At 60.2% G+C, this 25241-nt stretch carries 21 protein-coding genes; 16 read left to right on the top strand and 5 right to left on the bottom strand.

Annotated elements, in window-relative coordinates; all coding sequences use genetic code 11:
* The first annotated feature begins 133 nt into the window (after positions 1 to 133).
* Together GXP70_RS26575 and GXP70_RS26570 are read left to right on the top strand one after the other, a co-directional pair.
* Positions 134 to 979 carry a DUF5700 domain-containing putative Zn-dependent protease gene (locus GXP70_RS26575; protein ID WP_162359599.1) on the top strand — a complete coding sequence of 282 codons (846 nt, stop codon included), beginning with the start codon at positions 134 to 136 and terminating at the stop codon, positions 977 to 979.
* Positions 980 to 1221: 242 nt separating this feature from the next.
* Positions 1222 to 3105, top strand: coding sequence for a heparinase II/III domain-containing protein (locus GXP70_RS26570; protein ID WP_162359598.1), 1884 nt, complete (start codon positions 1222 to 1224; stop codon positions 3103 to 3105).
* Positions 3106 to 3278: 173 nt separating this feature from the next.
* Here GXP70_RS26570 and GXP70_RS26565 read toward each other — a convergent pair whose 3' ends face one another.
* The gene (locus GXP70_RS26565; protein WP_162359597.1) at positions 3279 to 3701 is read right to left on the bottom strand and encodes a hypothetical protein; all 423 of its coding nucleotides are present in this window, start codon (positions 3699 to 3701) and stop codon (positions 3279 to 3281) included.
* 317 nt (positions 3702 to 4018) lie between these two features.
* On the opposite strand from GXP70_RS26565, the gene GXP70_RS26560 reads away from it, so the two are divergent.
* The 12 genes from GXP70_RS26560 (at position 4019) to iolB (ending at position 17751) form a co-directional block, all read left to right on the top strand.
* Positions 4019 to 4588, top strand: coding sequence for a GNAT family N-acetyltransferase (locus GXP70_RS26560; protein WP_162359596.1), 570 nt, complete (start codon positions 4019 to 4021; stop codon positions 4586 to 4588).
* Between the two features lie 537 nt (positions 4589 to 5125).
* Positions 5126 to 6415: an ABC transporter substrate-binding protein gene (locus tag GXP70_RS26555; protein ID WP_162359595.1), complete on the top strand. Its 1290-nt coding sequence runs from the start codon at positions 5126 to 5128 to the stop codon at positions 6413 to 6415.
* 101 nt (positions 6416 to 6516) lie between these two features.
* A complete protein-coding gene (locus GXP70_RS26550; protein ID WP_162359594.1) occupies positions 6517 to 7401 on the top strand; it encodes a carbohydrate ABC transporter permease in 885 nt (294 codons plus the stop codon).
* An 18-nt stretch (positions 7402 to 7419) separates the two neighbouring features.
* Positions 7420 to 8247 carry a carbohydrate ABC transporter permease gene (locus GXP70_RS26545; RefSeq protein WP_162359593.1) on the top strand — a complete coding sequence of 276 codons (828 nt, stop codon included), beginning with the start codon at positions 7420 to 7422 and terminating at the stop codon, positions 8245 to 8247.
* 48 nt (positions 8248 to 8295) lie between these two features.
* Positions 8296 to 9306: a LacI family DNA-binding transcriptional regulator gene (locus GXP70_RS26540; protein ID WP_162359592.1), complete on the top strand. Its 1011-nt coding sequence runs from the start codon at positions 8296 to 8298 to the stop codon at positions 9304 to 9306.
* A 42-nt stretch (positions 9307 to 9348) separates the two neighbouring features.
* Positions 9349 to 10308, top strand: coding sequence for a carbohydrate kinase family protein (locus tag GXP70_RS26535; protein WP_162359591.1), 960 nt, complete (start codon positions 9349 to 9351; stop codon positions 10306 to 10308).
* 372 nt (positions 10309 to 10680) lie between these two features.
* Positions 10681 to 11622, top strand: a complete 942-nt coding sequence (locus GXP70_RS26530) for an aldo/keto reductase (protein ID WP_162359590.1) — start codon at positions 10681 to 10683, stop codon at positions 11620 to 11622.
* A complete protein-coding gene (locus GXP70_RS26525) occupies positions 11619 to 12371 on the top strand; it encodes a sugar phosphate isomerase/epimerase family protein (protein WP_225442569.1) in 753 nt (250 codons plus the stop codon). Before GXP70_RS26530 ends, GXP70_RS26525 begins: the two co-directional genes overlap by 4 nt.
* 104 nt (positions 12372 to 12475) lie before the next feature.
* Positions 12476 to 14341 carry a 3D-(3,5/4)-trihydroxycyclohexane-1,2-dione acylhydrolase (decyclizing) gene (iolD, locus tag GXP70_RS26520; RefSeq protein WP_162359589.1) on the top strand — a complete coding sequence of 622 codons (1866 nt, stop codon included), beginning with the start codon at positions 12476 to 12478 and terminating at the stop codon, positions 14339 to 14341.
* Positions 14342 to 14372: 31 nt separating this feature from the next.
* A complete protein-coding gene (iolC, locus tag GXP70_RS26515) occupies positions 14373 to 15371 on the top strand; it encodes a 5-dehydro-2-deoxygluconokinase (RefSeq protein WP_162359588.1) in 999 nt (332 codons plus the stop codon).
* Between the two features lie 22 nt (positions 15372 to 15393).
* The gene (locus GXP70_RS26510; protein ID WP_162359587.1) at positions 15394 to 16854 is read left to right on the top strand and encodes a CoA-acylating methylmalonate-semialdehyde dehydrogenase; all 1461 of its coding nucleotides are present in this window, start codon (positions 15394 to 15396) and stop codon (positions 16852 to 16854) included.
* Between the two features lie 78 nt (positions 16855 to 16932).
* Complete coding sequence (iolB, locus tag GXP70_RS26505) at positions 16933 to 17751, top strand: 5-deoxy-glucuronate isomerase (RefSeq protein WP_162359586.1); 819 nt, start codon at positions 16933 to 16935, stop codon at positions 17749 to 17751.
* A 97-nt stretch (positions 17752 to 17848) separates the two neighbouring features.
* Here iolB and melA read toward each other — a convergent pair whose 3' ends face one another.
* The 3 genes from melA to GXP70_RS26490 form a co-directional block, all read right to left on the bottom strand.
* Positions 17849 to 19261 carry an alpha-galactosidase gene (gene melA / locus GXP70_RS26500; RefSeq protein WP_162359585.1) on the bottom strand — a complete coding sequence of 471 codons (1413 nt, stop codon included), beginning with the start codon at positions 19259 to 19261 and terminating at the stop codon, positions 17849 to 17851.
* A gap of 920 nt (positions 19262 to 20181) precedes the next feature.
* Positions 20182 to 21261, bottom strand: a complete 1080-nt coding sequence (locus GXP70_RS26495; protein WP_162359584.1) for a Gfo/Idh/MocA family protein — start codon at positions 21259 to 21261, stop codon at positions 20182 to 20184.
* A 5-nt stretch (positions 21262 to 21266) separates the two neighbouring features.
* Complete coding sequence (locus tag GXP70_RS26490) at positions 21267 to 22355, bottom strand: FG-GAP repeat domain-containing protein (protein WP_162359583.1); 1089 nt, start codon at positions 22353 to 22355, stop codon at positions 21267 to 21269.
* Positions 22356 to 22527: 172 nt separating this feature from the next.
* Between GXP70_RS26490 and GXP70_RS26485 the strand changes: the two genes are divergently transcribed.
* Together GXP70_RS26485 and pgsA are read left to right on the top strand one after the other, a co-directional pair.
* Positions 22528 to 23355, top strand: a complete 828-nt coding sequence (locus GXP70_RS26485) for an AraC family transcriptional regulator (RefSeq protein ID WP_162359582.1) — start codon at positions 22528 to 22530, stop codon at positions 23353 to 23355.
* Between the two features lie 301 nt (positions 23356 to 23656).
* Positions 23657 to 24241 carry a CDP-diacylglycerol--glycerol-3-phosphate 3-phosphatidyltransferase gene (pgsA, locus tag GXP70_RS26480; RefSeq protein WP_162359581.1) on the top strand — a complete coding sequence of 195 codons (585 nt, stop codon included), beginning with the start codon at positions 23657 to 23659 and terminating at the stop codon, positions 24239 to 24241.
* A gap of 172 nt (positions 24242 to 24413) precedes the next feature.
* Here pgsA and GXP70_RS26475 read toward each other — a convergent pair whose 3' ends face one another.
* The gene (locus GXP70_RS26475; RefSeq protein WP_162359580.1) at positions 24414 to 25223 is read right to left on the bottom strand and encodes a phytanoyl-CoA dioxygenase family protein; all 810 of its coding nucleotides are present in this window, start codon (positions 25221 to 25223) and stop codon (positions 24414 to 24416) included.
* Positions 25224 to 25241 lie beyond the last annotated feature (18 nt).

Below are 25241 nucleotides of genomic sequence, written 5' to 3'. Positions count from 1 at the left end.
TTAATGGAAAACGAAGGAGCTCGACAGACCAAGGTCACTTGAATAATAGCGATGAACCATCATAGAATCCATATTTCACATAATATAGTTGCGTTTAAATAATTCAACCGAATATTATTTAGGGGGTGTCAAAATGGAGATCAGAGATACGACAAATCATTTTTTCGAATTGTATTCTAATGGGAAATTATCATTTGATCTATTGGATGAAAATTACTATAAACGCTTTGAACACTTCGAGGATTACTTCCGGACGCATTGCGCTAAAACGAAGGGGCGAATCGAAGAATCTATTGAGAAGTACGATAATGATATCCATAAAATAAGGCGTGTTGCGGATTTCCTGCCAAGGATCATTCAAGAAGTATATGCAAGCGCCGCCTTATATTTTGGTTTTGAAGTAAATATTGATTTTAACTTATTTGTAGGCGCATATGGATCAAATGCATATGCCTATAAGTATTCTGTTTTTTTGGCAATTGAGAAGCTTCCTTCATTAGAGGAATATGTTAAAGTAATTGTGGCTCATGAAATTGCTCATATCTATCACAATTATATTCTTCTTGAGCAGACCGAAACCAATTGGGAAAGCATCCCTCTAATGAATGGAATTACAAGTATGTATCTAGAGGGAGTAGCTACTTATATTTCGAAAAGGTTAGTACCGGACATGCCTGAATCAGTGTATTACTCCTATGACGATTCAGGTGAGGATTGGTTTTCATTTTGCCGTGGCAATCAAAAGGAGATAGCAAGAGCCTTCTTGGAAATTTCGAATTGGGACATCGACGGTTTACGTGAATGGTTCCGACTTTCGGGCGGGAAGATCTTTGGGTATACCAGGCTTGGTTATTTTTTAGGGACCATTTTTATCGAAGACAAGTTAAAAGAGATCGATGAATATAAAATCTACACCTTGTTGGCAGATGAATCATTCTTATCCATTGGCAACCAATGGTTGGAGAAAACAGCCTCTTGAACTAATGGATGAGCGAATGACAGATGTACCGGACATGCAGCGGCCGCCTCGATACCGGGGCGGCTTTTCTCTTGGCTTCAGGGCTGCTATTCGGGAATGACCGGGGCGCCTCGAGAAATTGGACATCAAATGACAATGGATGTGGTCATTTTAATATGTTTCTCGCGATCACGGCCCTATATAATACGGGGCAAGAGCATCCCGTACGGGGAATGCGGCTGGTGCGAGAGGAGAAGGATGACATGCTGACCGATCGTTACAAGGACCTGAATTGGAATGACGCGCTGCTTCCACCGGAGCGGATCGCCCCTTTCCCCAAGGCGGACGACCGCGCTGCCTGGGAAGGGCTGCTTCCGGAAACGCGGGAACGCTGGGTTGCGCTCGCGGAACGCTATCTGAATTATGATTGGCCCGCAATGAAGGCGGAAGATTACCGGGCGTACTGGACGACCGGAGAATTGAACACGCGGACGCGCGCGACGTTCGAGCGGCGCAGCGTGCTCGGCATGCTGGCCGTGGCGGAGTGCATCGAAGGCCGGGGACGCTTCCTGGACCAGGTCATTAACGGAATCTTCGTCCATTGCGAGGAGACGACCTGGGTGCCGCCGCTGCACCGCCTTCACGCGGACAAAACAAGCAAGGAATGCATGCCGGACAAGACGGATCATATCGTCGAGCTGGTCACCTGCGCGACAGCCGATCTGCTGCTCTGGATCCGCTATACGATGGGCACGCGGCTGGACGCGGTCAGCATCCGCATCTGCCGCCGCATCGCCGACGAGGTGCGGGAGCGGCTGCTCGTTCCGTACATGAACAAGGACGATTATTGGTGGATGGGCTTCCAGCCCGGCGAGCGCGTCAACAACTGGAACCCATGGTGCAACAGCAGCGCCCTGATGGGCTTCCTGCTGCTGGAGGACGATCCGGACCGCCGTTCCGAAGCGATTCGCAAAATCATGCGCAGCCTCGATGTCTTCATCCGCACCTATCCTGCCGACGGCTGCTGCGACGAGGGCCCGGGCTACTGGGCGCCGTCCGGCGGCGGCTTGTTCGTCGCGCTGGAGCTGCTGCAGGGCGCGACGAACGGCGCGATCGACGTCTTCGGCGAACCGCTGATCCGGGACATCGGCGCGTATATCTATAAAGCGCATATTCACGACCGGTACTTCGTGAACTTCGCGGACGGCGACGCCATGCCGCTGATCGGCGGCGATGTCATGTACCGGTACGGGAAGCGCATCGGCGACGAACGCATGATGAACCTCGGCGCGAGCCTGCGGGAAGGCGAGCCCGTCGTCCATAGCTGGTTCGGCATGTATGCCCGGCTGCAGGCGCTGTTCCACGAGCGCGAACGGGATGAACGGCATGCGAGCGCGCCTTATGTCCGCGATGCCTGGCTGCCGGTCTCGCAAGTGATGACGGCGCGCACGGCCGAAGGCAGCAAGGAAGGCTTGTTCCTGGCGGCCAAGGGCGGGCATAACAAGGAGTCTCACAACCATAACGACGTCGGCAGCTTCACCGTCTTCATCGACGGCTGCCCGCTGTTCGTCGACCTCGGCACGGAAGAGTACAAGGCGCAGACGTTCGGACCGGACCGCTTCGAGCTGTGGTACTTGCAGTCCCGGTATCATAATCTGCCGACCGTGCGCGGCGTGCTTCAGCACGAGGGCGGCGAGTACCGCGCCCGGGACGCGGTCTATGCGGCAGACGGCGCCGCGTCGGCATTAGCCATCGATATTGCGGATGCCTATCCGGAAGAGTCGGGCATCGCATCCTGGCAGCGGACGTTTAAGCTGGAACGCGCGGGCGTGCCGCATATCGAGATTGTCGACCGTTATGTGTTGCAGGAAGCCACGTCGGATATTTATTACAGCCTGATGACTCCTTGCGAGCCGATTCCGGCCGCGGACGGAACATACCGCTTCGAATACGCGCCGGGCCGGTACGCGGTGCTCGCCTTCGACCGGGCGCATTTGAGACCTATCGTCGAGCCGATACATACGATGGAATCCCGATTGCAGCGCAACTGGGGCGAACGCATGTACCGACTGGCGCTGCATGAACGGGAAGCGGCCGCTTCCGGTACGCGGAAGCTGAGGATCTTCCGGCAGGAGGATATGAAATGAGCGGCTTGGATGGTCTTGGCGGGAATAAGGCAATCTGTTCCGAATGCCCGATGCCGGACGCGTTCGATCGGCGCGGAGAACCTTGACGGCGCGAATGCGAAGGGCGATAGGCTGCCGGGAACTCGGCGGCCTATTCGCGTTGGGGCTTGACGAGCGGTTACTCCGATTCCGTGTCAGGCATCGGTCTTTGCGGATCTTCGGATCGAGACTGCGAGCATGATCGCGACAACGTAGACGGGGTACAGGATGATCATGGCGAGTATGACGAGTCCGATGCCGGGCAGCGGCCTCTCCGCAGGATTGGTGATCGGGAAGAGAGCCACGAAGCCCCGGATGCCCGCCCAATAGTAGGGGAACCACAGCAAGACGACGGCGAATCTGCTTTTTCCGCCGGCGAAGCGGGATTTCGTCAAGTAGAAGCAGAGCGCCGTCAGGCCGATGAAAGTCACCCATTGGGCAATGCTGACCCCTCTCGAGATGCCGGACACGCCGGTGATTCGTTCGATGCGGTATACATTAACCATGAGCTCGGACTCTACGAATAGAAGAATGGCAAACAATATACTGATTACGTTTATCTGCAGCACGGTTCTCATCACTCTTCACTCCTTGCCTGCGTATTTTCCGGCAATGCCTTAACTTGGCCGCGCCAACTTACAGGGTATTCCTGCCAGTATATCATGCCGGCAGCAAACGAAAGCGTCTCAAACCGGCATGAGCCGGTTTCGTTCATGGTCCGCGGCAGCGTTGTCCCGGAACGGGTGCGCCTTGCTTGTCGGCGTCTGCTCGCGCCGGCACTGCCTTGCCTGCTACAATAGAATCACATCTCCCGCGTAATTGGCAGTACTGAGAGATGGCCGTTTGCATAATGAAAGTCGGCTGTCTGTAACCGACTTGCGAAGGAGGAAGCGCCATGAGCCATCCCTACCCTGATTTATTCCGCGGCGAGCGGCTGCGGTTCGCGGCGGCGCAGCCGGACGACGCGGCGGAGCTGTCGCGGTTCACCGAAAACTATGAATATCTGCGGAACGTGGATACGGAATTCGCGGTGCCGCAGGCGGCGGCGTTCTTCGAGCAGGCCGAGAACGGCAAGAACACGATCGAATTCATGCTTCGAACGCTCGAGGACGACCGGCTGATCGGCTTCGCCGCGCTTCACGGCATCGAGTGGAACAACCGCTCCTCGCGCCTGGCCGTCGGCATCGGCGACCCCGAAGACCGCGGCCGGGGCTACGGCAAGGACGCCGTCGCCATGCTGCTGCGCTACGCGTTCCTGGAGCTGAATTTGGAGCGGATCAGCCTTGAGGTGATTGCTTACAACCTTGCGGCGATCCGCGTCTACGAGAAAGCCGGGTTCGTGGAAGAGGGCAGGCTGCGCGAGGCCGTTATGCGCGGAGGCCGCCGCTATGACCTGATCGCGATGGGGCTGCTCGTCCGGGAATGGGCGGCGCTTCACGGAGATGCGTTCGGCGGAGGAGTATGACCCGCGCGCCTGAGTGGCCTGCCCGCTTGGGAGGGCGGCCCGTCCGGGAGGCCGGTCCGTCTGGGGCCGATCCGCTTGGGGGCCGATCCGCCTGAGAGGCCAGCCTGCCCAAGGGCGGCCCGAAACGACGAGGAACGGGCCGCCGGAGCAAGCGGCGAACCTGCCAGGTGCAAGCGAATTCTGCATGAACATCGAATCGGGACGCCTCCTGCCATTTCGAGGCATTTCGACATAAAAAAACATAAAAATAAACATTGTCAAATTGAAAGGTTGCGATTATACTAAGTCCACAGCGGTATGGAAGCGATACCAGAGTAAAACGGCCTATTATCTGGAATCGATTCCATGTTTTTTACTCACAATCTGGTATCGGTTTCAGAGAGCCGTGTTCCGAACTTCTCGAAGGTGGTGGTTGGACGGCAGAACGCACCTGCAGACGAATAGGAAGAGATGATCGAGGAAGGATTTGAAGGAAGCGGAATGCAGACATCCTATGTGAATGCACTACATTCTTTTAAAAATTGGGGGAACGAATCCATGAAAAGAAAGTCCTTTGGTTTGACCGCCGCCTTGCTGGCGTGTGCGATGCTTGTCCTGTCCGCCTGCGGCCAGAACGGTTCGAATACGGCATCCAATACCGGCAGCAATAACGAAAGCGCTTCATCTGGTAAAATTCCGTTAAGGCTGTGGTATTGGAACGGAGCCATCTCCGACTCCACCATCGAAGCGGCCAAAGCTAAATTTCCGAACATCGACCTGCAGGCGGAGAAGCTGCCGTCCGGCGACGATTATTTCACTAAATTGAAAGCAACGCTCGTCGGCGGAAGCGACGCTCCCGACATCGTGGCGATGGATAGCTGGGTGTCCTCGATGCTGACGTACAAAGATAAATTCGTGAACCTCTACGACCAGGGCGCGCGGGACATTCAACCCCAATACCTGGATTGGAAATGGAAGCTGGCAGCCACGCCGGACGATAAGTACTTGATCGGCCTGCCGATCGACGTGGCGCCGGTCGTGCTCTACTACCGCACGGACCTGCTGCAGAAAGCCGGCGTGCCGAATACCCCCGAGGAAGTCGGCAGCCAGGTGAAGTCGTGGGACGATTACCTGGCGCTGCTGAAGAAAGTGAAGGACGCGACAGGCGCGGCGACGGGCAACATCGTCGACATCTACAACACGGTCATGGGCCAAAGCGACAAGTCGTACTTCGACGAGCAGGGCAACTATATCGGCGACCAGGCGCATGTGAAGAGCGCGTACGATCTGGCGGTCAAAGCGTATCAAGACGGCCTTACGTTCCCGTACTCCAACGGCTCCGAGCAGAACGCCGCGATCAACAACGGCAAAATCGCCATGTTCACGGGCGCTTCATGGGCGGTCGGCGATCTGATCAGCGCCGCTCCGGACACGAAGGGCAAATGGAACATCGCGCATCCGCCGGGCAACGTCGGCAACCAGGGCGGATCGTTCTTCGGCGCGCTGAGCTCGACGAAGCATCCGAAGGAAGCGTATGAATTGATTCAATTCCTCGTCAGCCCGGAGAACCTGTTGACGGCGTACAAGGAATTCGGCAACTACCCGTCCACGCCGGAGATCTACTCCAGCCCGGGGATGGTCAACAAGAACGAGTTCTTCGGCGATCAAGACCTGAGCCCCGTATTCGCGGACGCCGCGAAGGACGTCAAGATCGCGCACAGCGATTCCCGCGACTTGGTCGCGGGCACGGCCATCTCCGACGCGCTCGTCGCGGTCGACAAGAAGCACGATCCGGAGAAGTCGTGGAAGGAAGCGCAGGACAAAATCAAGAAACAGCTGTCCCACTAAGCGGGCCGGGACCGCTGCCAAGCTTGGCATTCAATAACGGATGGGACGAGGAGCGGCCGCGGGCCGTTCCTCGCGTCCCAGCCAAGTAACGGAGGAATAGCATGGGAGGCCTTTTGAAAGATATCTATAAGAGCAGAGCGTTGTATCTGTTTATTTCTCCATTTTATATCTTGTTTCTGATCTTCTCCGTGTTCCCGATTTTCTACTCCGTCTATTTGGCCGGCCATAAGTGGGACGGCATCGGAGAGATGAAGTACGTCGGCTTCGGCAATTTCACGTACCTGTTCACGGACCCGACATTCTGGCATGCGCTTGTGAACAATATCGCCCTCTGGATCATGGGCAACGCGCCGCAGCTGATCTGCGCGCTGATCGTCGCTTTCCTGATCAACATGTCCATCCTGCGCTTCAAAGGATTTTACCGCATCGCCTATTTCCTACCGAACATTACGGCCATGGTCGCTGTCGTTATCATATTCCAATCGCTGTTCGGCAACGAGTACGGACTGATCAACTACCTGCTCCAGAAGATCGGGCTGTCCCGGATCGAGTGGTTCAATTCGCCTTTCGCCTCCCGCGTCGTCATTGCCGCGATGATCTGCTGGCGGTACATGGGCTATAACGCCATCATCTATCTGTCCGGCCTGCAGCGGATTCCGAAAGATCTGTACGAGGCGGCCGAGCTGGACGGGGCATCGACGGTCCAGACGTTCCTGCGGATCACGCTGCCGATGCTGAAGCCGATCATCCTGTTCTCCGTCATGATGTCGACGATCGGCGGCTTCCAGATCTTCACCGAGCCGCAGGTGCTGGCAGGCACGAAGTCCCCGTACCCGGGCACGGACACCGTCGTGCTGTACATGTTCCGCGAAGGCTTCACGTTCCAGAACTACGGCTACGCGGCCGCCGTTTCGTGGGTGCTGTTCGTCATTATCGGCATCCTGTCGCTCATTAACTGGAAGATTTTCAACAAAAACGACGATTGATAACGAGGTGAATGCCAGATGGGCAAGGCCATTGTATTCAAAAAGCTATTGCTGCACGCGGTGCTGATCCTCGGCGTGCTGGCGTCGATCTTCCCGTTCTACTGGCTTGTCGTCATGTCGACGAACCAGACGAGCGCCATCTTCGCGTTCCCTCCGAAGCTGACCTTCGGCGGCTACTTCGCGATCAACTATCGGCATGTTCTGGACAATATGAATTTCTACCGCGCCCTGCTTAACACGCTGTTCATCGCGGTGGCAAGCACGACGCTGCAGCTGTTCTTCAACTCCTTGACGGGGTTCACGTTCGCGAAGTTCAAGTTTCCGGGCTCCAGGGCGCTGTTCTTCATCATGATGGCCACGATGATGATTCCGGGCCAAATGCTGCTCGTGCCTCAGTTCATCATCGTCAAGACGCTGGGCTGGGTCGGCAGCTACAAGGCGCTCATCGCGCCGAGCATCGCGTCGGCGTTCGGCATCTTCTGGATTCGCCAGTACGCGCTCGCCATCCATAACGAGCTGCTGGAATCCGCGCGGATCGACGGCTGCAGCAAGTTCGGCCAATACTGGCGCATCGCCCTCCCGATTTTGCGGCCGGCGCTCGCGTTCCTCGCGATCACGACGTTCATGGGCGTATGGGAAGATTACTTGTGGCCGTTGATTGTTTTAACGGATTCTTCCAAATTCACTTTAATGATTGCGCTCCAACAGTTAAAATCAGTTCATACAGCGGATTATTCCATGGTCATGACAGGTACCCTCATGGCGACCGTTCCGCTGATCGTCGTCTTCCTCGTCGTCAGCCGTCAATTCATCGCCGGCATCATGGAGGGCGCGGTCAAGAGCTGAGGACCGCAGGGCGCATGGATAGTGAACGAATTGGAGGCTTGGTAGCGCATGGCGCCGAAAATCAAGGACGTGGCGAAGAAGGCCGGCGTATCCGTAACGACCGTATCGCGGGTATTGAACGGCGAGAAATACGTGAAGGACGACCTGAAAGAGCGAGTGAAATCGGCTATCGACGAGTTGGGCTATACGCCCAGCCATATCGCCAGAAGCCTCGTGCGGAAGAAGACGAACTTGATCGGGGTCATCGTGCCGGACGTCACATCGAGCTTCTATTCCACCATCCTGAGCAACATCGAGCAGACGGCAAGCCTGAACGATTATAACCTCCTGGTGTGCAACATCATCGAGGATACGGACAAAGAGCTGAAATACTTAAACGTGTTCAAGGAAATGCGCGTGGACGGCATCATTATCATGCACGAGAAGCTGAACGACGAGATCCGCGAGATGATCGGCAAGCTGGACATTCCGATTATATTCTCCAGCGTCAAGCCGCCGGACCAGCAGTTCATCTCCGTCATCATCGACGATTATGAGGCGGCTTACGATGCGACCCGGTATCTGATCGGTCTGGGCCACGAGCGGATCGGCTTCATCGGCGGCGACATGCGGGACGTGACCTCGGGACAGAACCGCTATATCGGCTACTGCAAGGCATTGGCGGACAACGGCATTCCGCTCGTAGAGGACTGCGTTCGATTCGGCGATTACAAGACGCAGAGCGGCTATACGCTCATCCAGGAGCTGCTCGATTGCGAGCCTCGTCCGACGGCCGTTTTCGCGGTCAGCGACGACATGGCCGTTGGCGCGATGAACGCCGTGCGCGACCGGGGTCTGGCGGTTCCGGACGATATTTCGATCATCGGCTTCGACGGCAGCCAGCTGACCGAGCTGGTACGGCCGCGCGTGACGTCGATGGAGCAGCCGATTCGCGAGATGGGCACGGTTACCGTTAACGTGCTGATCGAGATGATCGCGCATCCGGAGAAGGCGCCGAAGCAGGACGTCATTCTGCGGCATGAGCTCGTCGTGCGCGACAGCTGCAGGCGCAACGAATAAGCATAAGCATTCTATACAGCGTAGCGGAAGAGGGAGAGAGACGTGAAGAAATTCGATGCGGTGGTCGTCGGCGACGTCAACATAGATTTGGTGGTAGTGGGTCAAAGCCGGGTGCCGCAGCCCGGACAGGAAGTGTTCGTGGAGAACATGCTGGTTCACGTCGGCGGAGGGGCGGCCCTGTTCGCGCTGTCCCTCGCCAAGCTCGGACTCGGCATCGCATTCAGCGGCGTATTGGGGGAGGACAGCAACGGCAGCTTCATCCGGGAACAGTTTGCCAAATATGGAATCGATACCAGCTTGATCGAGACAAGCAAAATCCACCGGACCGGCATCTCGATCGCGTTCAATCCGGACACGGACCGTTCCTTCCTGTCTTACGCAGGCTCCAATCAGGAACTGGAGCTGGGCCGCCTGGAGCCGGACCGCATCGCCCAAGGAAGGCATGTTCATCTGACGGGCTACCGCGGCCGCGAGAATCACGAGACGTTCCTTGCGATCGTGAAGCAGCTGAAGGAGAGAGGCGTCACGCTCTCCTGCGACGTCGGCTGGGACGATTCCGGGGAATGGTACGAAGGCATCTTCGACTTGATGCGCCATATCGACGTATTCCTGATGAACGAAACGGAGGCGCTCCATTACACGCGCCGTACGAACATCGAGGAAGGCTTGCGGCATATGGCGACATTCGGCAGGCATGTCGTCGTCAAGCTGGGCGCCGCAGGGGCCGTCGCCGCGAAGGACGGCAAGCTGACGCATCATCCGGCATTCAAGGTCGAGGCCGTCGACACGACGGGCGCGGGCGATTCGTTCAATGCCGGTTATCTCTACGGGTTCCTGCGGGGACTCGACGTCGAAACGTCGTTGAAATACGGCAATGCCTGCGGCGCGATGTCCGTCGGCGCATACGGCGGAAGCACGGGAACGGCGGATCTTGGCGGGCTGCACCGGTTCCTGAAGCAGCACGAGGGCGGACAGGCGCTGCCCGAGGCGAGTTCGCAATAGCATGTCCGACGGTAATTGGTTCGAAGGGGGACGCGGCGTGATTTCTGACCACAACGCGGCATGGCCGGCGTAACCTCGCGAGACGGCGCGCCTGCTCAACCAGGGCTGCGTATGTATGCAGATGAACGCGCTTGTATCCCGCGCCGTTCGCCGATGAACGCCGGGAGCCCCGCCGGTTGCCGGAAATATAGCAAGGAAGGAAGCAAGGAAGCAAAGAAACAAAGAAACAAAGAAACAAAGAAGCAGCAGTCAAGACGAATTCCGTATAGATGGTTGGTTGATGATGTGGCAACAATCGATATGGTATCGGTACCAGATTACGAAGAACCAAGGCACTCATTCTGAAGGCGATCGCTCCAAGGAGGATGCACAATGATAACGATACGAATTCAAGGCGTGACTAAGCCGATATCCCGCCTCATTCTGGGTACCGGCGATCTGCGGGCGCTTGGCGAGAGCGAAATCGCGATGCTGCGCGCTTACGTGAATGCCGGCGGCGCCACGTTCGATACCGCGCACCAATATCGGGGACGAGAGAAGCTGCTCGGCCAATGGCTCGCCGAAGAGAAGCTGCGCGACAAGGTTGCCATTCTGACGAAAGGCGCCCATCATGACGACGGCAGCCCGGGCCCGCGGGTCAACCCGGCGGCGATCCGGCAGGATTTGACCGAGAGCCTGGAACGGCTCGGCACGGATCATGTCGAGCTGTACGCGCTGCACCGCGACGATCCCGCCGTCGAGGTCGGCCCGATCATTGAAGAGCTGCACGCGCACAAGGAGGCGGGGCGGATCGGCGCGTTCGGCGCATCGAACTGGACGCACGAGCGGATCCGGCAAGCGAACGATTACGCGGCCGCGCACGGCTTGACGGGCTTCGCGTTCAGCAGCACGAACCTGAGCCTGGCGAAGCCGCAGGCGCCGCGCTGGCCGGGCGTCGTCTCGGCGGACGAGGCGACGATCGCTTGGCATGCGGCGAACGGCATGCCGCTGCTGTCATGGTCGGCGCAGGCAGGCGGCTTCTTCTCCGGGCAGTTTACGCCGGAGGACACCTCGAACGAGGAAATGGTGCGCGTCTACTACAACGACGACAACTGGGAGCGGTACCGCCGCGCCTTGCGGCTCGCCGGAGAGAAGGGCGTCACGCCGATCCAGCTTGCGCTGTCGTACGTGCTGCACCAGCCGTTCGCGACATGCGCGATCATCGGTCCGCGGAGTGCGGAGGAGCTGCGTTCGTCGATCGAGGCCATGCAGCTGAAGCTGACGCCGGCGGAAGTGGAGTGGCTGGATTTGAAAAGGGAGGCGATCGGACAATGATCCGGAATAAACTGGCGGCGCAGCTGTTCACGGTACGGAACGAAGCGAAGAAGGATTTCGAAGGCCTGCTCCGGGAACTGGCCAAGATGGGCTGGGCGGCCGTTCAGATCGACGGCTTGCACGGCAATCCGGCCCGCGATATCGCGGCGATCGCGAAGGAGCTTGGACTCAAGACCGCCGGCATGCACGTCGGCCTGCCGCGCATGAAGGATGATTTGGACAACGTGCTGGAAGAGGCGCGCCTGTTCGGCACGAAGGATTTCATCTGCCATTCGCTGCCCGACGGGCTGCAAAACCCCGATGGCTACGCGAGCGTCAAGCGCGACCTGCTGGCCGTGGCGGAGCGCGTGAAAGGGACGGATTTCCGCGTCGGCTATCATAACCACGATTTCGAGTTTCACACGATGATGGACGGCAAGTTCGCGCTCGATTACTTGCTGGACGATCCGGTGGTATATGCCGAGATCGATACGTATTGGGTCAAGAAGGCGGGGCAGGATCCGCTGTCGTACATTCGCCAATACGCGCACCGGATGCCGATCCTGCACCTGAAGGACATGACGAACGACGACCGGCAGTACTTCGCCGAGATCGGCTCAGGCGTCATCGACTTCGCGCCGATTCTCCGCTGGGGACTGGCAAGCGGCGTCGAATGGTTCGCCGTCGAGCAGGACTACTGCCCGGGCAGTCCGCTGGATAGCCTTGCGCAGAGCTACGAGTATTTGCGCAGGCTGGAAGAGACGCTCTAAGACGGCAGCCGCGGATGACGTGGACAAGCGAAGGAGAGGAATCCGGTGTTAGTTACGGAATCGATGCCGATTGCGGCAAATTCGACGAATGGAGGCGGCCGCGCATGAGTACGATCCGATTGACCATGGCCCAAGCGCTGCTTAAATTTCTGGATAACCAATACCTGTCCGTGGACGGGGAGGAAATCAAATTCGTCCGCGGCGTGATGGGCATCTTCGGTCACGGCAATGTGACGGGCCTCGGCGAGGCGCTCGAACGGGTGCCCGGCGAGCTCGAGTTCATCCAGGGCAAAAACGAACAAGGAATGGTGCATGCCGCCGCGGCCTACGCCAAGCAGAAGAATCGGCGGCAGATCTACGCCTGCACGTCGTCGATCGGTCCCGGCGCCCTCAACATGGCGACGGCGGCCGCGACGGCGACGGTGAACCGCATTCCCGTCCTGCTGCTGCCGGGCGACAATTTCGCCGGCCGCCAGCCGGACCCCGTGCTGCAGCAGCTGGAAGTGCCGGGCGACTATACGGTTGCCGCGACGGATGCCTTCCGGCCGGTCAGCAAGTTCTGGGACCGGATCGTCCGGCCGGAGCAGCTGATGGCCTCCCTGCTGCAGGCGATGCGCATCCTGACCGACCCGGCGGAGACCGGCGCGGTGACGTTGGCGCTGCCGCAGGACGTGCAGGCGGAAGCGTACGATTACCCGGCCGCGTTCTTCGGCAAGCGGGTGCATTATGCGGACCGCCGTCCGGCATCCCCGGAGGCGGTGCGCCGCGCGGCCGATGCCTTCGCCGGCAAGCGGCGGCCGCTCATCGTCGCGGGCGGCGGCGTGCTCTACGCCGAAGCCGCGGATGAGCTGCGCCGGTTCGCGGAAGCGTTCGGCATCCCGGTCGCGGAGACGCAGGCCGGCAAGAGCGCGATGCCGTGGAACCATCCGCTCGCCCTCGGCGGCGTCGGCACGACCGGCACGCTGGCGGCGAACCGGATCGCCGCCGAGGCGGATGTCGTTATCGGCGTCGGCACGCGTTTCTCGGACTTCACGACCGCGTCCAAGTCGGCGTTCCGCCGGCCCGGCGTCGCGTTCGTCAATATCAATGTCAGCGCGTTCGATGCGGCGAAGCTGGAAGGCGTGGCCGTGACGGCCGACGCGCGGACCGGACTTGCCGGGCTGCAAGCCGAGCTGACGGCGCGCGGCTACGGCAGCGGCTACGCGGAAGGCGAGATCGCCGCGCTGAAGGCGGAGTGGGACCGCGAGGTCGACCGGCTCTACGCGCTCGAGCGCGAGGACGGCTTGACGCAGACGCGCGCGCTCGGCGTCATCAACGGCTTCGTCGGCGCGACGGACGTCGTCGTCTGCGCCGCCGGCAGCCTGCCCGGCGACCTGCACCGCGTCTGGCGGACGACCGAGCCGAAGACGTACCATATGGAATACGGCTTCTCGTGCATGGGCTACGAGGTGAGCGGCGCGTTCGGCGCGGCGCTGGCCGAGCCGGAGCGGGACGTCTATGCCTTCGTTGGCGACGGCAGTTACCTGATGCTTCATTCGGAGCTCGTGACGGCCATTCAGGAAGGCGTGAAGCTGACGGTGCTGCTGCTCGACAACCATGGCTTCCAATGCATTCATAATTTGCAGCGCGGGCACGGCAGCGACGGCTTCGGCAATGAATTCCGTTACCGGTCCAAGGCAACGGGGCGTCTGAACGGCGATTACATGCCGATCGATTTCGCGATGCATGCCCGCAGCTTGGGCGCCGCCGCCTATACGGCGCGCACGGCGGAGGAACTCGCGGACGCGCTGCGGCGCGCGAAGGACGAAGAAGGCCCGGTGCTGGTAGAGATCAAGGTGCTGCCGGGCACGAATACGGACGGCTACGAATCGTGGTGGCATGTCGGCGTGCCGGAAGTGTCCGCGAGCGGCAATGTCGTCGCCGCGCACAGCCGCATGCAGACTGCGTTGAAGGCTGCGCGACCGTACTGATGCAATTCCCAACATCAAGGAGGGCTGCCCGATGGAAAACACCTTAGCGTTTCCCGCCGGCAGGCCGCGCGACTTCGTCGCGATCGGCCGGCTGTGTATCGATCTGAACGCCAACGAAATCAACCGTCCGATGGAAGAGACGATGACGTTTACCAAATACGTCGGCGGTTCGCCGGCCAATATTTGCATCGGCATGTCCCGCCTCGGCCACCGCGCGGCCTTCATCGGCAAAATCGCGGACGACCAGATGGGGCGGTTCATCCGGAGCTATCTGCACGATAACGGCATCGACACGGCCGGCGTGACGACGGACCGGACGGGCGCCGTGACGGGGCTTGCGTTTACGGAGATCAAGAGTCCCGAAGACTGCAGCATCCTCATGTACCGCGACAACGCCGCCGACCTGCTGCTTGCGCCCGAAGAAGTGGACGAGGGGCTGATCGCGGAGAGCAAGGCGCTGCTCGTCTCCGGCACGGCGCTCGCCAAGAGCCCTTCGCGCGAAGCGGTGCTGCTCGCGCTCCGCTATGCCCGCAAGCACGGCACGAAGGTCGTATTCGACATTGATTACCGCCCGTACACGTGGACCTCGCCCGAAGAGACGGCCGTCTATTACCACTTGGCGGCGGAGAAGAGCGATATTATCATCGGCACCCGCGAGGAGTTCGATATGCTCGAGCGCTTCGACGGCAACGCCGCGCACAGCGACGAGGTAACGGCGGCGCAATGGTTCGGCTGCCACGCCGAGCTTGTGATCATTAAACACGGCAAGGACGGCTCCATCGCCTACGCCAGGGACGGCGGCTCGCACCGGGGCGCGATCTTCCCGGCGAAGATCGTCAAGACGTTCGGAGCCGGCGATTCGTACGCGGCCGGCTTCCTGCACGGCCTGATGCAGGGCTGGAGCGTCGCCCGCAGCATGGAGTACGGCAGCGCGGCGGCGTCCATCGTCATCTCGAGCCACAGCTGTTCCGACGCGATGCCGACGGCCGAGCAGGTCGACGCTTACATCGAGACATCCCAACACGCGTAATATCGAAAGGAGAATGAACCGTATGTCCCACACGAACGCACCGGCCCTGCTGAACAACTTCATCGGCGGCGAATGGGTCGCCTCCGTCTCCGGCAGCTCCGAGCCGGTATATAATCCGGCCACCGGCGAGATCATCGCCTATACCCCGCTCTCGAGCAAGGAAGAACTGAAAGGTGCCGTGCGCGCCGCGAAGAATGCCTTCGAGACGTGGAGCAAGACGCCGGTTCCCCGCCGCGCGCGCGTGCTGTTCAAATACCAGCAGCTGCTCGTCGATCACTGGGAGGAGCTGGCCCGCATCGTCACGCTGGAGAACGGCAAGAGCTATACCGAAGCGCATGGCGAGGTGCTGCGTGGCATCGAATGCGTGGAATTCGCCGCTGGCGCGCCGTCGCTCATGATGGGCCGCCAGCTGCCCGACATCGCGACGAACCTGGAGTCCGGCATGTACCGCTACCCGGTCGGCGTCGTGGGCGGCATTACGCCGTTCAACTTCCCGATGATGGTGCCGTGCTGGATGTTCCCGCTTGCGATCGCCTGCGGCAATACGTTCGTGCTGAAGCCGTCCGAACGGACGCCGCTGCTCGCGAACCGGCTCGCCGAGCTGTTCCGCGAAGCGGGCCTGCCGGACGGCGTGCTGAACGTCGTCCACGGCGCGCACGACGTCGTGAACGGGCTGCTGGAGCATCCCGGCGTCAAGGCGATCTCGTTCGTCGGCTCTCAGCCGGTGGCCGAATACGTCTATAAGACGGCGTCGGCGCACGGCAAGCGCGTTCAAGCGCTGGCCGGCGCCAAGAACCACTCCATCGTCATGCCGGACGCGGACCTCGACGCGGCGGTGACGCAGATCGTCGGCGCGGCCTTCGGTTCCGCGGGCGAGCGCTGCATGGCATGCTCCGTCGTCGTCGCCGTCGGCGATGCCGCCGAGCCGCTGATCGCGAAGCTGGTCGAAGCGGCGGACAAGATCACGATCGGCAACGGTCTCGACGAGGGCGTCTTCCTCGGCCCGGTTATCCGCGGTCCGCATAAGGAGCGTACGCTCGGCTACATCGCCTCCGGCGAGCAGGACGGCGCGGTTCTGCGCCGGGACGGCCGTACGGACGCGGCGGCATCGGGCGACGGGTATTTCGTCGGCCCGACGATCTTCGATCACGTGACGAGCGAGATGAAGATTTGGAAGGACGAGATTTTCGCGCCGGTGCTGTCGGTCGTGCACGTCGCGAGCCTGGACGAGGCGATCGCGCTTGCCAACCGTTCGGACTTCGCGAACGGCGCCTGCCTGTTCACGCAGAACGGCAGCCATGTCCGCCGCTTCCGCGAAACGATCGACGCCGGCATGCTCGGCATCAATCTGGGCGTGCCCGCGCCGATGGCGTTCTTCCCGTTCTCGGGCTGGAAAAAGTCGTTCTACGGCGACCTGCACGCGAACGGTCCGGACGGCGTGGAGTTCTATACGCGCAAGAAAATGGTGACGGCGCGCTGGTAGCCGCCTCGCCGGGGTATGGGGGAACCGCGCTGATCGGTTCTCCGGGAAGCCCCGGCCATCGCAAGAAAGGAGCGCAACATGAGCGAACTGATTGTCAAACCGAATCGTACGCCGGATCCCGACGGCAATGTGCTGCGGATCACGCCGGAGTCGGCGGGATGGACGTACGTCGGCTTCGAGGTGTACCAATTGGAGGCCGGGGAGCGGCTGGCCGTTCCGACCGGCGACCGCGAAGCATGCCTTGTGCTGCTCGCGGGCCGGGCGGACGTCGTCACGGCGAAGCAGGCTTGGACGGGCATCGGGGCAAGGATGAGCGTCTTCGAGAAAATCCCGCCTTATGCCGTCTACGTGCCGAACGGCGACCGCTTCGAGGTCGCGGCGTTGACCGGGCTGCGGCTCGCTGTATGCTGGGCACCCGGGAAGGGCACGCATCCGGCCCGGCTCATCGGACCGGAGCAAATAGGCGTTGAAGTTCGCGGACAAGGGAGCACGGAGCGGCTGATCCATAACATTTTGCCGGAATCCGAGGCCGCGGACGGCTTGCTCGTCGTGGAAGTGTTCACACCCGGCGGCCATTGGTCCAGCTATCCGCCGCATAAGCACGACCGCGATCATCTGCCCGAGGAGTCGTTGCTCGAGGAGACATACTACTATGAGGTGCAGCCGGAGCAGGGCTTCGCGGTGCAGCGGGTCTACACGGACGACCGCTCCCTGGACAAGACGCTGGCCGTGAAGAACGGCGAAGCCGTGCTCGTGCCGCGGGGCTATCATCCCGTGTCGGCGCCGCCCGGCTACGATGCGTACTACTTGAACGTCATGGCCGGCCCCGTGCGGACGTGGAAGTTCTGGAACGACCCCGATCATGCTTGGCTTATGCCGAAGCCGTCGGGGAAGTAAACCGCATTCCGCGATCGATAAAAAGCCCATCCATTTCGGATCCGCTTCGACGGATTCTGAATTGGATGGGCTTTGTTTGTTCAATGAGGCCAGCCGTTTATTGCGCCAGCTCGCCCAGCCGGGCGAAGATCGCAAGCGCCGGATCGATCGGCACGTCGGCGCGCTTCACGTCGGCCGGAATATGGACCGTCGGCGTCGGACGCGGCCGGCGGTTGCCGAATTGCGGCAGCCATTCGCTCTCGGCGTCGAGCATTTCCGTCACCATCTCGCGGATTTCCTTCAGCGTCAGCACCGACGACGTCAGCGGATCGAGGGCGATGGCCTGCACGACCGTTTCCGGGTCGCCGGATTTGGCGGCCATGACGGCCAGGCGCTGTACGTTGATGTTCGTCATGTTCAGCGCCGCGCATTGCGCAGGCAGATCGCCGACGATCGTCCGGTGGATGCCGGTCCGGTCCGCGTAGACGAGGCCTTCCGCGCAGCAGTCGTCCGGCAGGTTCTTGATCATGCCGTTATTGCGCAGATTGCCGCTGAACTTGAACGGCTTGCCGGTCTCCAGCGCCTCGATGATGTAGGCGCAGTATTCGATGCTGCGCGGCGGCAGGTCGGACGACTCGTCCGTGAGCATGTCGGCATCGCTGTATTTGTTCCCGACGTACACGCACCAGTTGTAGTACGCGCCGGATGCGCCGCCGAACGCCGGCTCGTCGCAGTAGAGGTCGAGCGCTTTCTTGCTGTGGCGGAACCATGGCACGTACTCGGACAGATGCCCCGTCGATTCCGTCATGAAATAGCCGAAATGACGGAACACTTCGCCGCGCACCTTCTCGTTGACGTAGAACTCCGGCTGCTCGAATTTCTCCCGCAGCGCCGGGTAGAGGTCGCGACCCTCATGCTCGAGCTTCAGGAACCAGCCCATGTGATTGATGCCGCCCGTAATAAAATCGATCTCCTGCTTCGGCACGCCCGTATAGCCGGAGATGAGGTCGAGCGTCGTCTGCACGCCATGGCACAAGCCGACGTACTGGATGTTCGTCTCGCCGAGCGCCCAGCAGATCATGGCCATCGGGTTGACGTAGTTGAGCAGGATCGCTTTCGGACACAGCTCTTCCATGTCGCGCGCGACGTCCAGGATGACCGGAATGCTGCGCAGGGCGCGGAAGACGCCGCCCGGCCCGAGGGTGTCGCCGATGCATTGGTCGACGCCGTATTTGAGCGGGATTTTGTAGTCCATCTCGAAGGCGGTCAAGCCGCCGATCTGGAACGAGCAGATGACGTAGTTCGCGCCCGTCAGCGCCTCGCGGCGGTCGGTCGTGATGGAAACCGTGGCCTTGAGGCTGTTCTGGGCGATGACGCGGTCGATGTAGCTTTTCACATGCGTCGTCCTGGTGGTCGACGGCGCCATGAGGACGAACTCGGTTTCTTCCAGCGCTTCCGTTGCCATGATGTCCAGGATCAGCGTTTTGCAGAACACGACGCTGCCGGCTCCGATGATGGCGACTCTTCTCATTAGGAACACCCCGTTCTGGTGAATGGTTAAAGCGTGTAAGCGGGGAAGACTCGGCGGGCGGTTCGGTCTTCGCTCGCTTTTTCCGACGCCGAACCGCCCTTCAAGCTTCTTTCCGCTTGCTTGGCTTTTGAAACATTGCCTGCAGCGCGCCTCCAGCAGGGGCTTTGCAGGGAATAGATAGAGGGATGGCCGTTGCCAGTAAAAGAATTGTACCACGTACAATACATGCCCGCGAGACTGAGCTTTGCCGGCCAAAGCGTTGTACTGCGTACAACACATGCTCGCGCAACCGGCCGTGTCCGGACAAAGAGTTGTACCATGTACAACACATGGCTGTCGAGAAAGTACTCCGTTCTTCGACATTGCCTTTGTCGGCTAGATTGTCTTCATGGGCAACGGACACAGAATCCGTTATTGGGTTGAAATCGGTAGGTTTAGGCTGGCGAACGGACACAGGATTCGTTATTGCCTCCGGAGAGCATCGAAAGTCTGCCTTTTTGACGGAATAACGGATCCTATAACCGCGAGCATATGAAAAGCCACGAAAACGGACAAATAACGGATCTCCTGTCCGGATTCCATGCTTTTCGAAGACGGTGCCGCTGCCTATCCCTCCACGAGCGATGTGATCCAAACAGCTGCGGCTGTCTAAACCGGGGAATGGGGACGTTCGCCACAACTGCCCGAAGTCTGCCGTTCAAGTTATATGAGCCATTCAGTATCATCAAACATGAGTTTCTTTACATGCTAAGTTGTACTACGTACAACACATGGCCCCGAAACCGGCAATTGCCGGCAAATAGTCGTACCACGTTCCATGGTCGCGACACCGGCTGTAGGCGGCAAAGCTGGCCACCATCGCCCAACATGCACGGCTCCCAAAACCGGCCGCGCACTCCCGGCCGCCGGCGCCGCCGGCCTTACACCTTCGCTAGCCCGTTACCATACGTACGCGACATAAAATCAATATAAGACCGCGCGAGGATCAAATCCTCCAGCGCTTCCTTCGACGTGCACGGCGCAGGGCGTTCGCCCCGGACTGCCGCAAGGAAGTTGCGCGCCTGGTTGCGCATCGCCGAGACGTTCGGCATGATCGGCCGGACGATTTCCGGCTCGCCGACGGCGGCGTTGTCGCGGTAAATCGTCAGCTTGCCCGCCTGCTGCCGGACGAGCGGAGCAGGGAGGTCGACGCGGACGAAGCCGTTGTCGAAGCCGACGACGACATGCTCATGCCATTCGTGGGACGTCTGGTACGGCGCCATCTCCAGGCTGACCGTGACGCCGCTGTCGCTTTCGCCGACGAGCAGCAGGCCGGCGCGGTCGCCGAACGTCAGCTTGTAGTTCTCGCCGCCGAGGAAGAAGCGGATGGCATTCACTTGGTGAATGTAATAGTTGACGAAGATGTCCAGCTCGCGCGTCTGCTCATCCGTATAATCGGCCGGTCCCGGCTCCGGCTGAAGCGACGGGTACGGGTCGCCCGCGTTCAGCGGCTTGTCGGCCGCGGCCGTCCAGTCGCCCGGCGGCATCGTCACGCGGATGCTGCGCAGCTTGCCGTAGTCGCCGCTCGCACGCCAGGCGTCGACTTCCCGCTTGGCGCGTTCCATCGCCGGGTCGGAGCGCTTGTGGTAGCCGACCATGTGCAGCGTGCCGGTCTCTTCGCTGATGCGCACCAGCTCGCGGCCGGCCTCGACGGTCAGGCTGAGCGGCTTCTCCGTGAAGACCGGGACGCCCGCGCGCAGGATGTCCGGAATCAGCGCCGCGTGGTGGCGATACTGCTGCGGCGCGACGATGGCGTCGACCTTGGCGTTCGCGAGCAGCTCGCGATGATCGCCGTATACTTCGGGAATGCCGTAGCGCTGCGCGACGAGCGCCGCGGATTGCGGCCGGATCTCGGCCAGCGCCACGACCTCGCATTCATCCGCGAGCACGGCGTAATTGCTCAAGTGCGCCATCTGCCCCATGCCGCCCCCGCCTACAAAACCGATCCTTACTTTGCTCATGTCCGTTATTCCTCGCTTTGCCCAAGATTTTCGAAGAGATAGAGGCCGTCCTTGCCCGGCGCCACGATATCGGGATAGCCGTTGCCGGTCAGATCCTGCACCCAGAAATAAATGCCCGCGCCGGATGCTTCGCCCGCCGGACCGTAATCGATGACATGCTTCTCGAACTTGCCGCCGGCGATCTTGTAATAGTAGATGCCGATGTCGTCGAACGCCCCGGGATCGCCGTCGTTGTGCGCCCGGTAGCGCTTGCCCGTAACGAGCTCCGGCTCGCCGTCGAGATCGAGATCGACCAGCCATAGATCGTGGAATTGCGAGCCGGACATGTCGATCTCGTGCTTCGTCCATGTCCGCGAGCCGTCCTCGGCGCGGCCTTGCTCGTACCAATGCAGCCCGTAATCATGCGCTTGCCCGACGATCAGGTCGGTCAGCCCGTTGCCGGTCACGTCATAACCGAGCACCGGTACGCTGGCGCTGCCGAGCGAGAATTCCGGATGGAACGTCCACAAGCCGGCGCAAGGATCCTCCGGCTGCTCCAGCCAGCCGCCCGCCAGCACGACGTCCGTCCGGCCGTTGCCGGTCACGTCGGCGAAGCCCATGCCGTGGCCGCTCGCGCCCTCGCCGATGACATGCTTCTTGAACTCGCCGGTGCCCCGGCCTTCCGCGTCGCGGACGAGCTTGTAGAACGCCTGGGGCGCTCCCGGCGTGTTGGGGAAGATCTCCGGCACGCCGCAGCCGTCGATGTCGAAGTACCGGATCGTCTCGATGCTGCCGCAGCGGTCGATGTCGAACGTCTCCCACGGCACGCCGGGCTCCCCGGGGTTCTTACGCCAGCGGAGCGTTTCGCCCCACCATGCGCCCGTAATAATGTCGAGCCGGCCGTCGCCGTCGACGTCCATCGGATAGTCGGAGAAGTCGTCGTGATATTCCTGGATGGCAGGGACGTCGCAGATGAAATGTTTGTTCGCGTAGTCCGGCCCTTCGTACCAGTACGCGCCGCTCACGATGTCCGGCACGCCGTCGCCGTTGATGTCGAACACGGCGCAGGCTTCGTACTTCTCTTCGGACAGCTGGCGTTTATGGAATCGCAACAATACGAGCACGCTCCTTAATTATTTAATGTTGTAACACAAGGTATAAATACGGTATTCTGATAATAGCAAATGCAAGCGCTATCTATTACTAGATTATGCCAATTGGCATGACGATACAATAATGGAACTTGTGAGAAAAACTATTCATTCTTGCGATTAGGGAGGAGTGCCGGTGAGCGAGGCGTCGCTGTTCCACAGTCAGCCGATCTACATGGCGGGCGGTTCCTTCGATATGGACGGCAATCCGGTCCGCTTCAACCTGGAGCTGCACAAGCATGACGCCAACAGCGAAATGCTGCTCGTCGAGGAAGGCGAGGGAGATTTCGAAATCGACGGCAGGCCGTATACCGCGCGCGCGGGAACGATGCTGTTCTATCAGCGGGGGCTGTGGCATAAGGAGCTGTCCACGAAGCATCCTTTTCGCGCGACGTTTATCGGATTCACGGGGCTGCGGGTCGGCGAGCTGCCGCCGGATTATTTCCTCGCGCCCGGCAGGGACCCGGTCGTCGAGCTGAACGAGCATATGCCGGCCATCAGCAAGCTGATGCGGGACTGCATCGCCGAGCATCGTCGCATGGAGCCGGAATCCGAGCTCGCGGCGAATCATTATCTGGGGCTGCTGTTCGTGAAGCTGGCGCGGATCTTGCATTACGGCGAAGCGGCGGAGCGTCCGCGGCCGACGGCGAAGGATGCGGTGTGGAAGGCGAAACGGACGATCGAGCAGAACTACGGAGCGCCGCTCACGCTGGAATCGCTTGCCGCCGAAACGTACATGAACAAGTACCACCTGGCCCATTTGTTCAAGGAAGCGGTGGGGGTGAGCCCCATCCAGTTCCTTATTTATTGCCGCATGGAGGCAGCCAAGCGGTATTTGCGCACGACGAAACTGGCGGTGAGGGAGATCGCCGAGATCGTCGGCTACCAGAGCGAGCCGTCCTTCTATAACGTCTTCATGAAGACGGCCGGCACGACGCCGCGCAAATATCGGGATGGCGACTAGCACGCAGCAGCGTCCGCAGCGGATGCGCGCCTTGCATACATGTGTTTCGACAGGAGAAGGAGGCTGAAGGCTGTGAAGAGCAAGCTCCTGATTTTTGCGATTATAGGGAGCGGCGCGCTGATGCTGGGAGCGCTGATATGGCTGTATTGGGCGATTCAGCGGATTTGAGGGGGGACGTTCGGAGGGACTGCCCGGACAAGCCCGCTATTCGCGCATGACAAATCCGCATGACGGCAGTAAACTGGAGAAAACCGGCTCATCCGGAACCCAAGCGGCGGCAGCCCGAACAAGGAGCACGACTATGAATTTGGCCAACAAAATCACCGTTGCGCGTATCCTCATGATTCCCGTGTTTATTCTGCTGTTTCCCATCTATCCGGCATGGCTGGCCGACAAGTCCGCCATTCTCCAGCATTTGAACGCGCATGGCTTCTACTACGCGGGCGCCGTCTTCCTGCTGGCATCGGCGACGGATAAGCTCGACGGCTATGTCGCGCGCAAATACAACCTCGTGACGAACCTCGGCAAGCTGCTCGATCCGCTGGCGGACAAGCTGCTCATTACCGCGGCGCTCATTCTGATGGTGAGCCTGCATCTGACGCATGCCTGGGTGGCGTTCGCGATCGTGGGGCGGGAAATCGTCATCACCGGACTTCGCATCGTCGCGGCGTCCCGGCGAATCGCCCTGCAAGCCGACAGCACGGGCAAAATCAAAATGGTGTTCCAGGTCGCGGCCATCACCGCCGTCCTGCTGGACAATCGGCCGTTCAGCTTCTTCACGTCCATTCCCGTCGACCAAGTGCTGCTGTACGCGGCGCTGGCGCTGACCGTCTACTCCGGCGTCCACTACGTACGGAACAACTACCGAAGGCTGGAGCTTCTCTGAGCGAGAGACGTCGCGATTGACCAGTCCGCTTCGCTCGCGGATTACCGGCCCAAGCCCCAAAAAACCGCCCGCAAGTCATGAACCGCACTCCAATCGCTAGATGCTGTCTAACAATGGAGTGCGGTTCATCATAAGCGGGCGGTTTTTGTGATGCACAAGCAGCTGCCGCAGGTTATACGCAGCCCGGATATTGACGCCCCCGCACGAGCAGATGCGGATTGCGCGATTGGGCCTGGTTCGGCTGCTTCGAGCGCGCATTCAAATAATGCAGGACGTAGGCGCGTCTCTGGCGATCGGCGGCGACGTTGTCTCCCGACCGGTGCAGCATCGTCCCCGGGAAGAATACGGCCGAGCCTTTCGGCAGGCGGCACGCCACCTCGGCTTCCTTCTTCGCCGCATGCACTTCCGTGAAATATTTGCGCTGGCGCTCGTCATGCGGCAATTCATGCGGGTAGATCGGTCCGCGGTGGCTTCCGGGAATGACGTGCAGGCAGCCGTTCTGCTCGTCGACGTCGTCCAGCGCGATCCAGACGCCGATCAGCGTGTCCGGCTCGGACTTCAAATAATAGGAGTCCTGGTGGTACGGCTGGCCGACGCCCAGGTTGCGGGGCTTGTCGATATACATGCTTTGGATGCACTTGATATCGGGCCCGAGCAGCCCGGCGAGAATGTCCGCGATGTTGTCATGCATCGCATAATAGCGGAAAATCTCGTCCGTCATATGCATGCGGTGGCCGAGCTTGAACAGATATTCCGGGTCGGGCCGTTCATCCGATACGAGCCCTTGCGCCACGGCCTCCGGCTCCAGGTAGATGCCGTTATGCGCGCCAAGCGGTATGGCGCCGGTAATCATCGCGTTGGCATTTTGAATCAGCTCGTCGCATTCGGCCGTCGTGAATAATTGATTCACGATCAAATACCCGTTCTCGGCGTATTGCGTTTTCTGCGCGTCGGTTAACGTGAAGCCGGCTTGACTAGTCAATGAATTTGCCCTCCCTGT

This window comes from Paenibacillus lycopersici (assembly GCF_010119935.1).
Classification (GTDB): Bacteria; Bacillota; Bacilli; order Paenibacillales; family Paenibacillaceae; genus Paenibacillus_Z; species Paenibacillus_Z lycopersici.
This window is presented reverse-complemented; position numbering and strand designations above follow the sequence as displayed.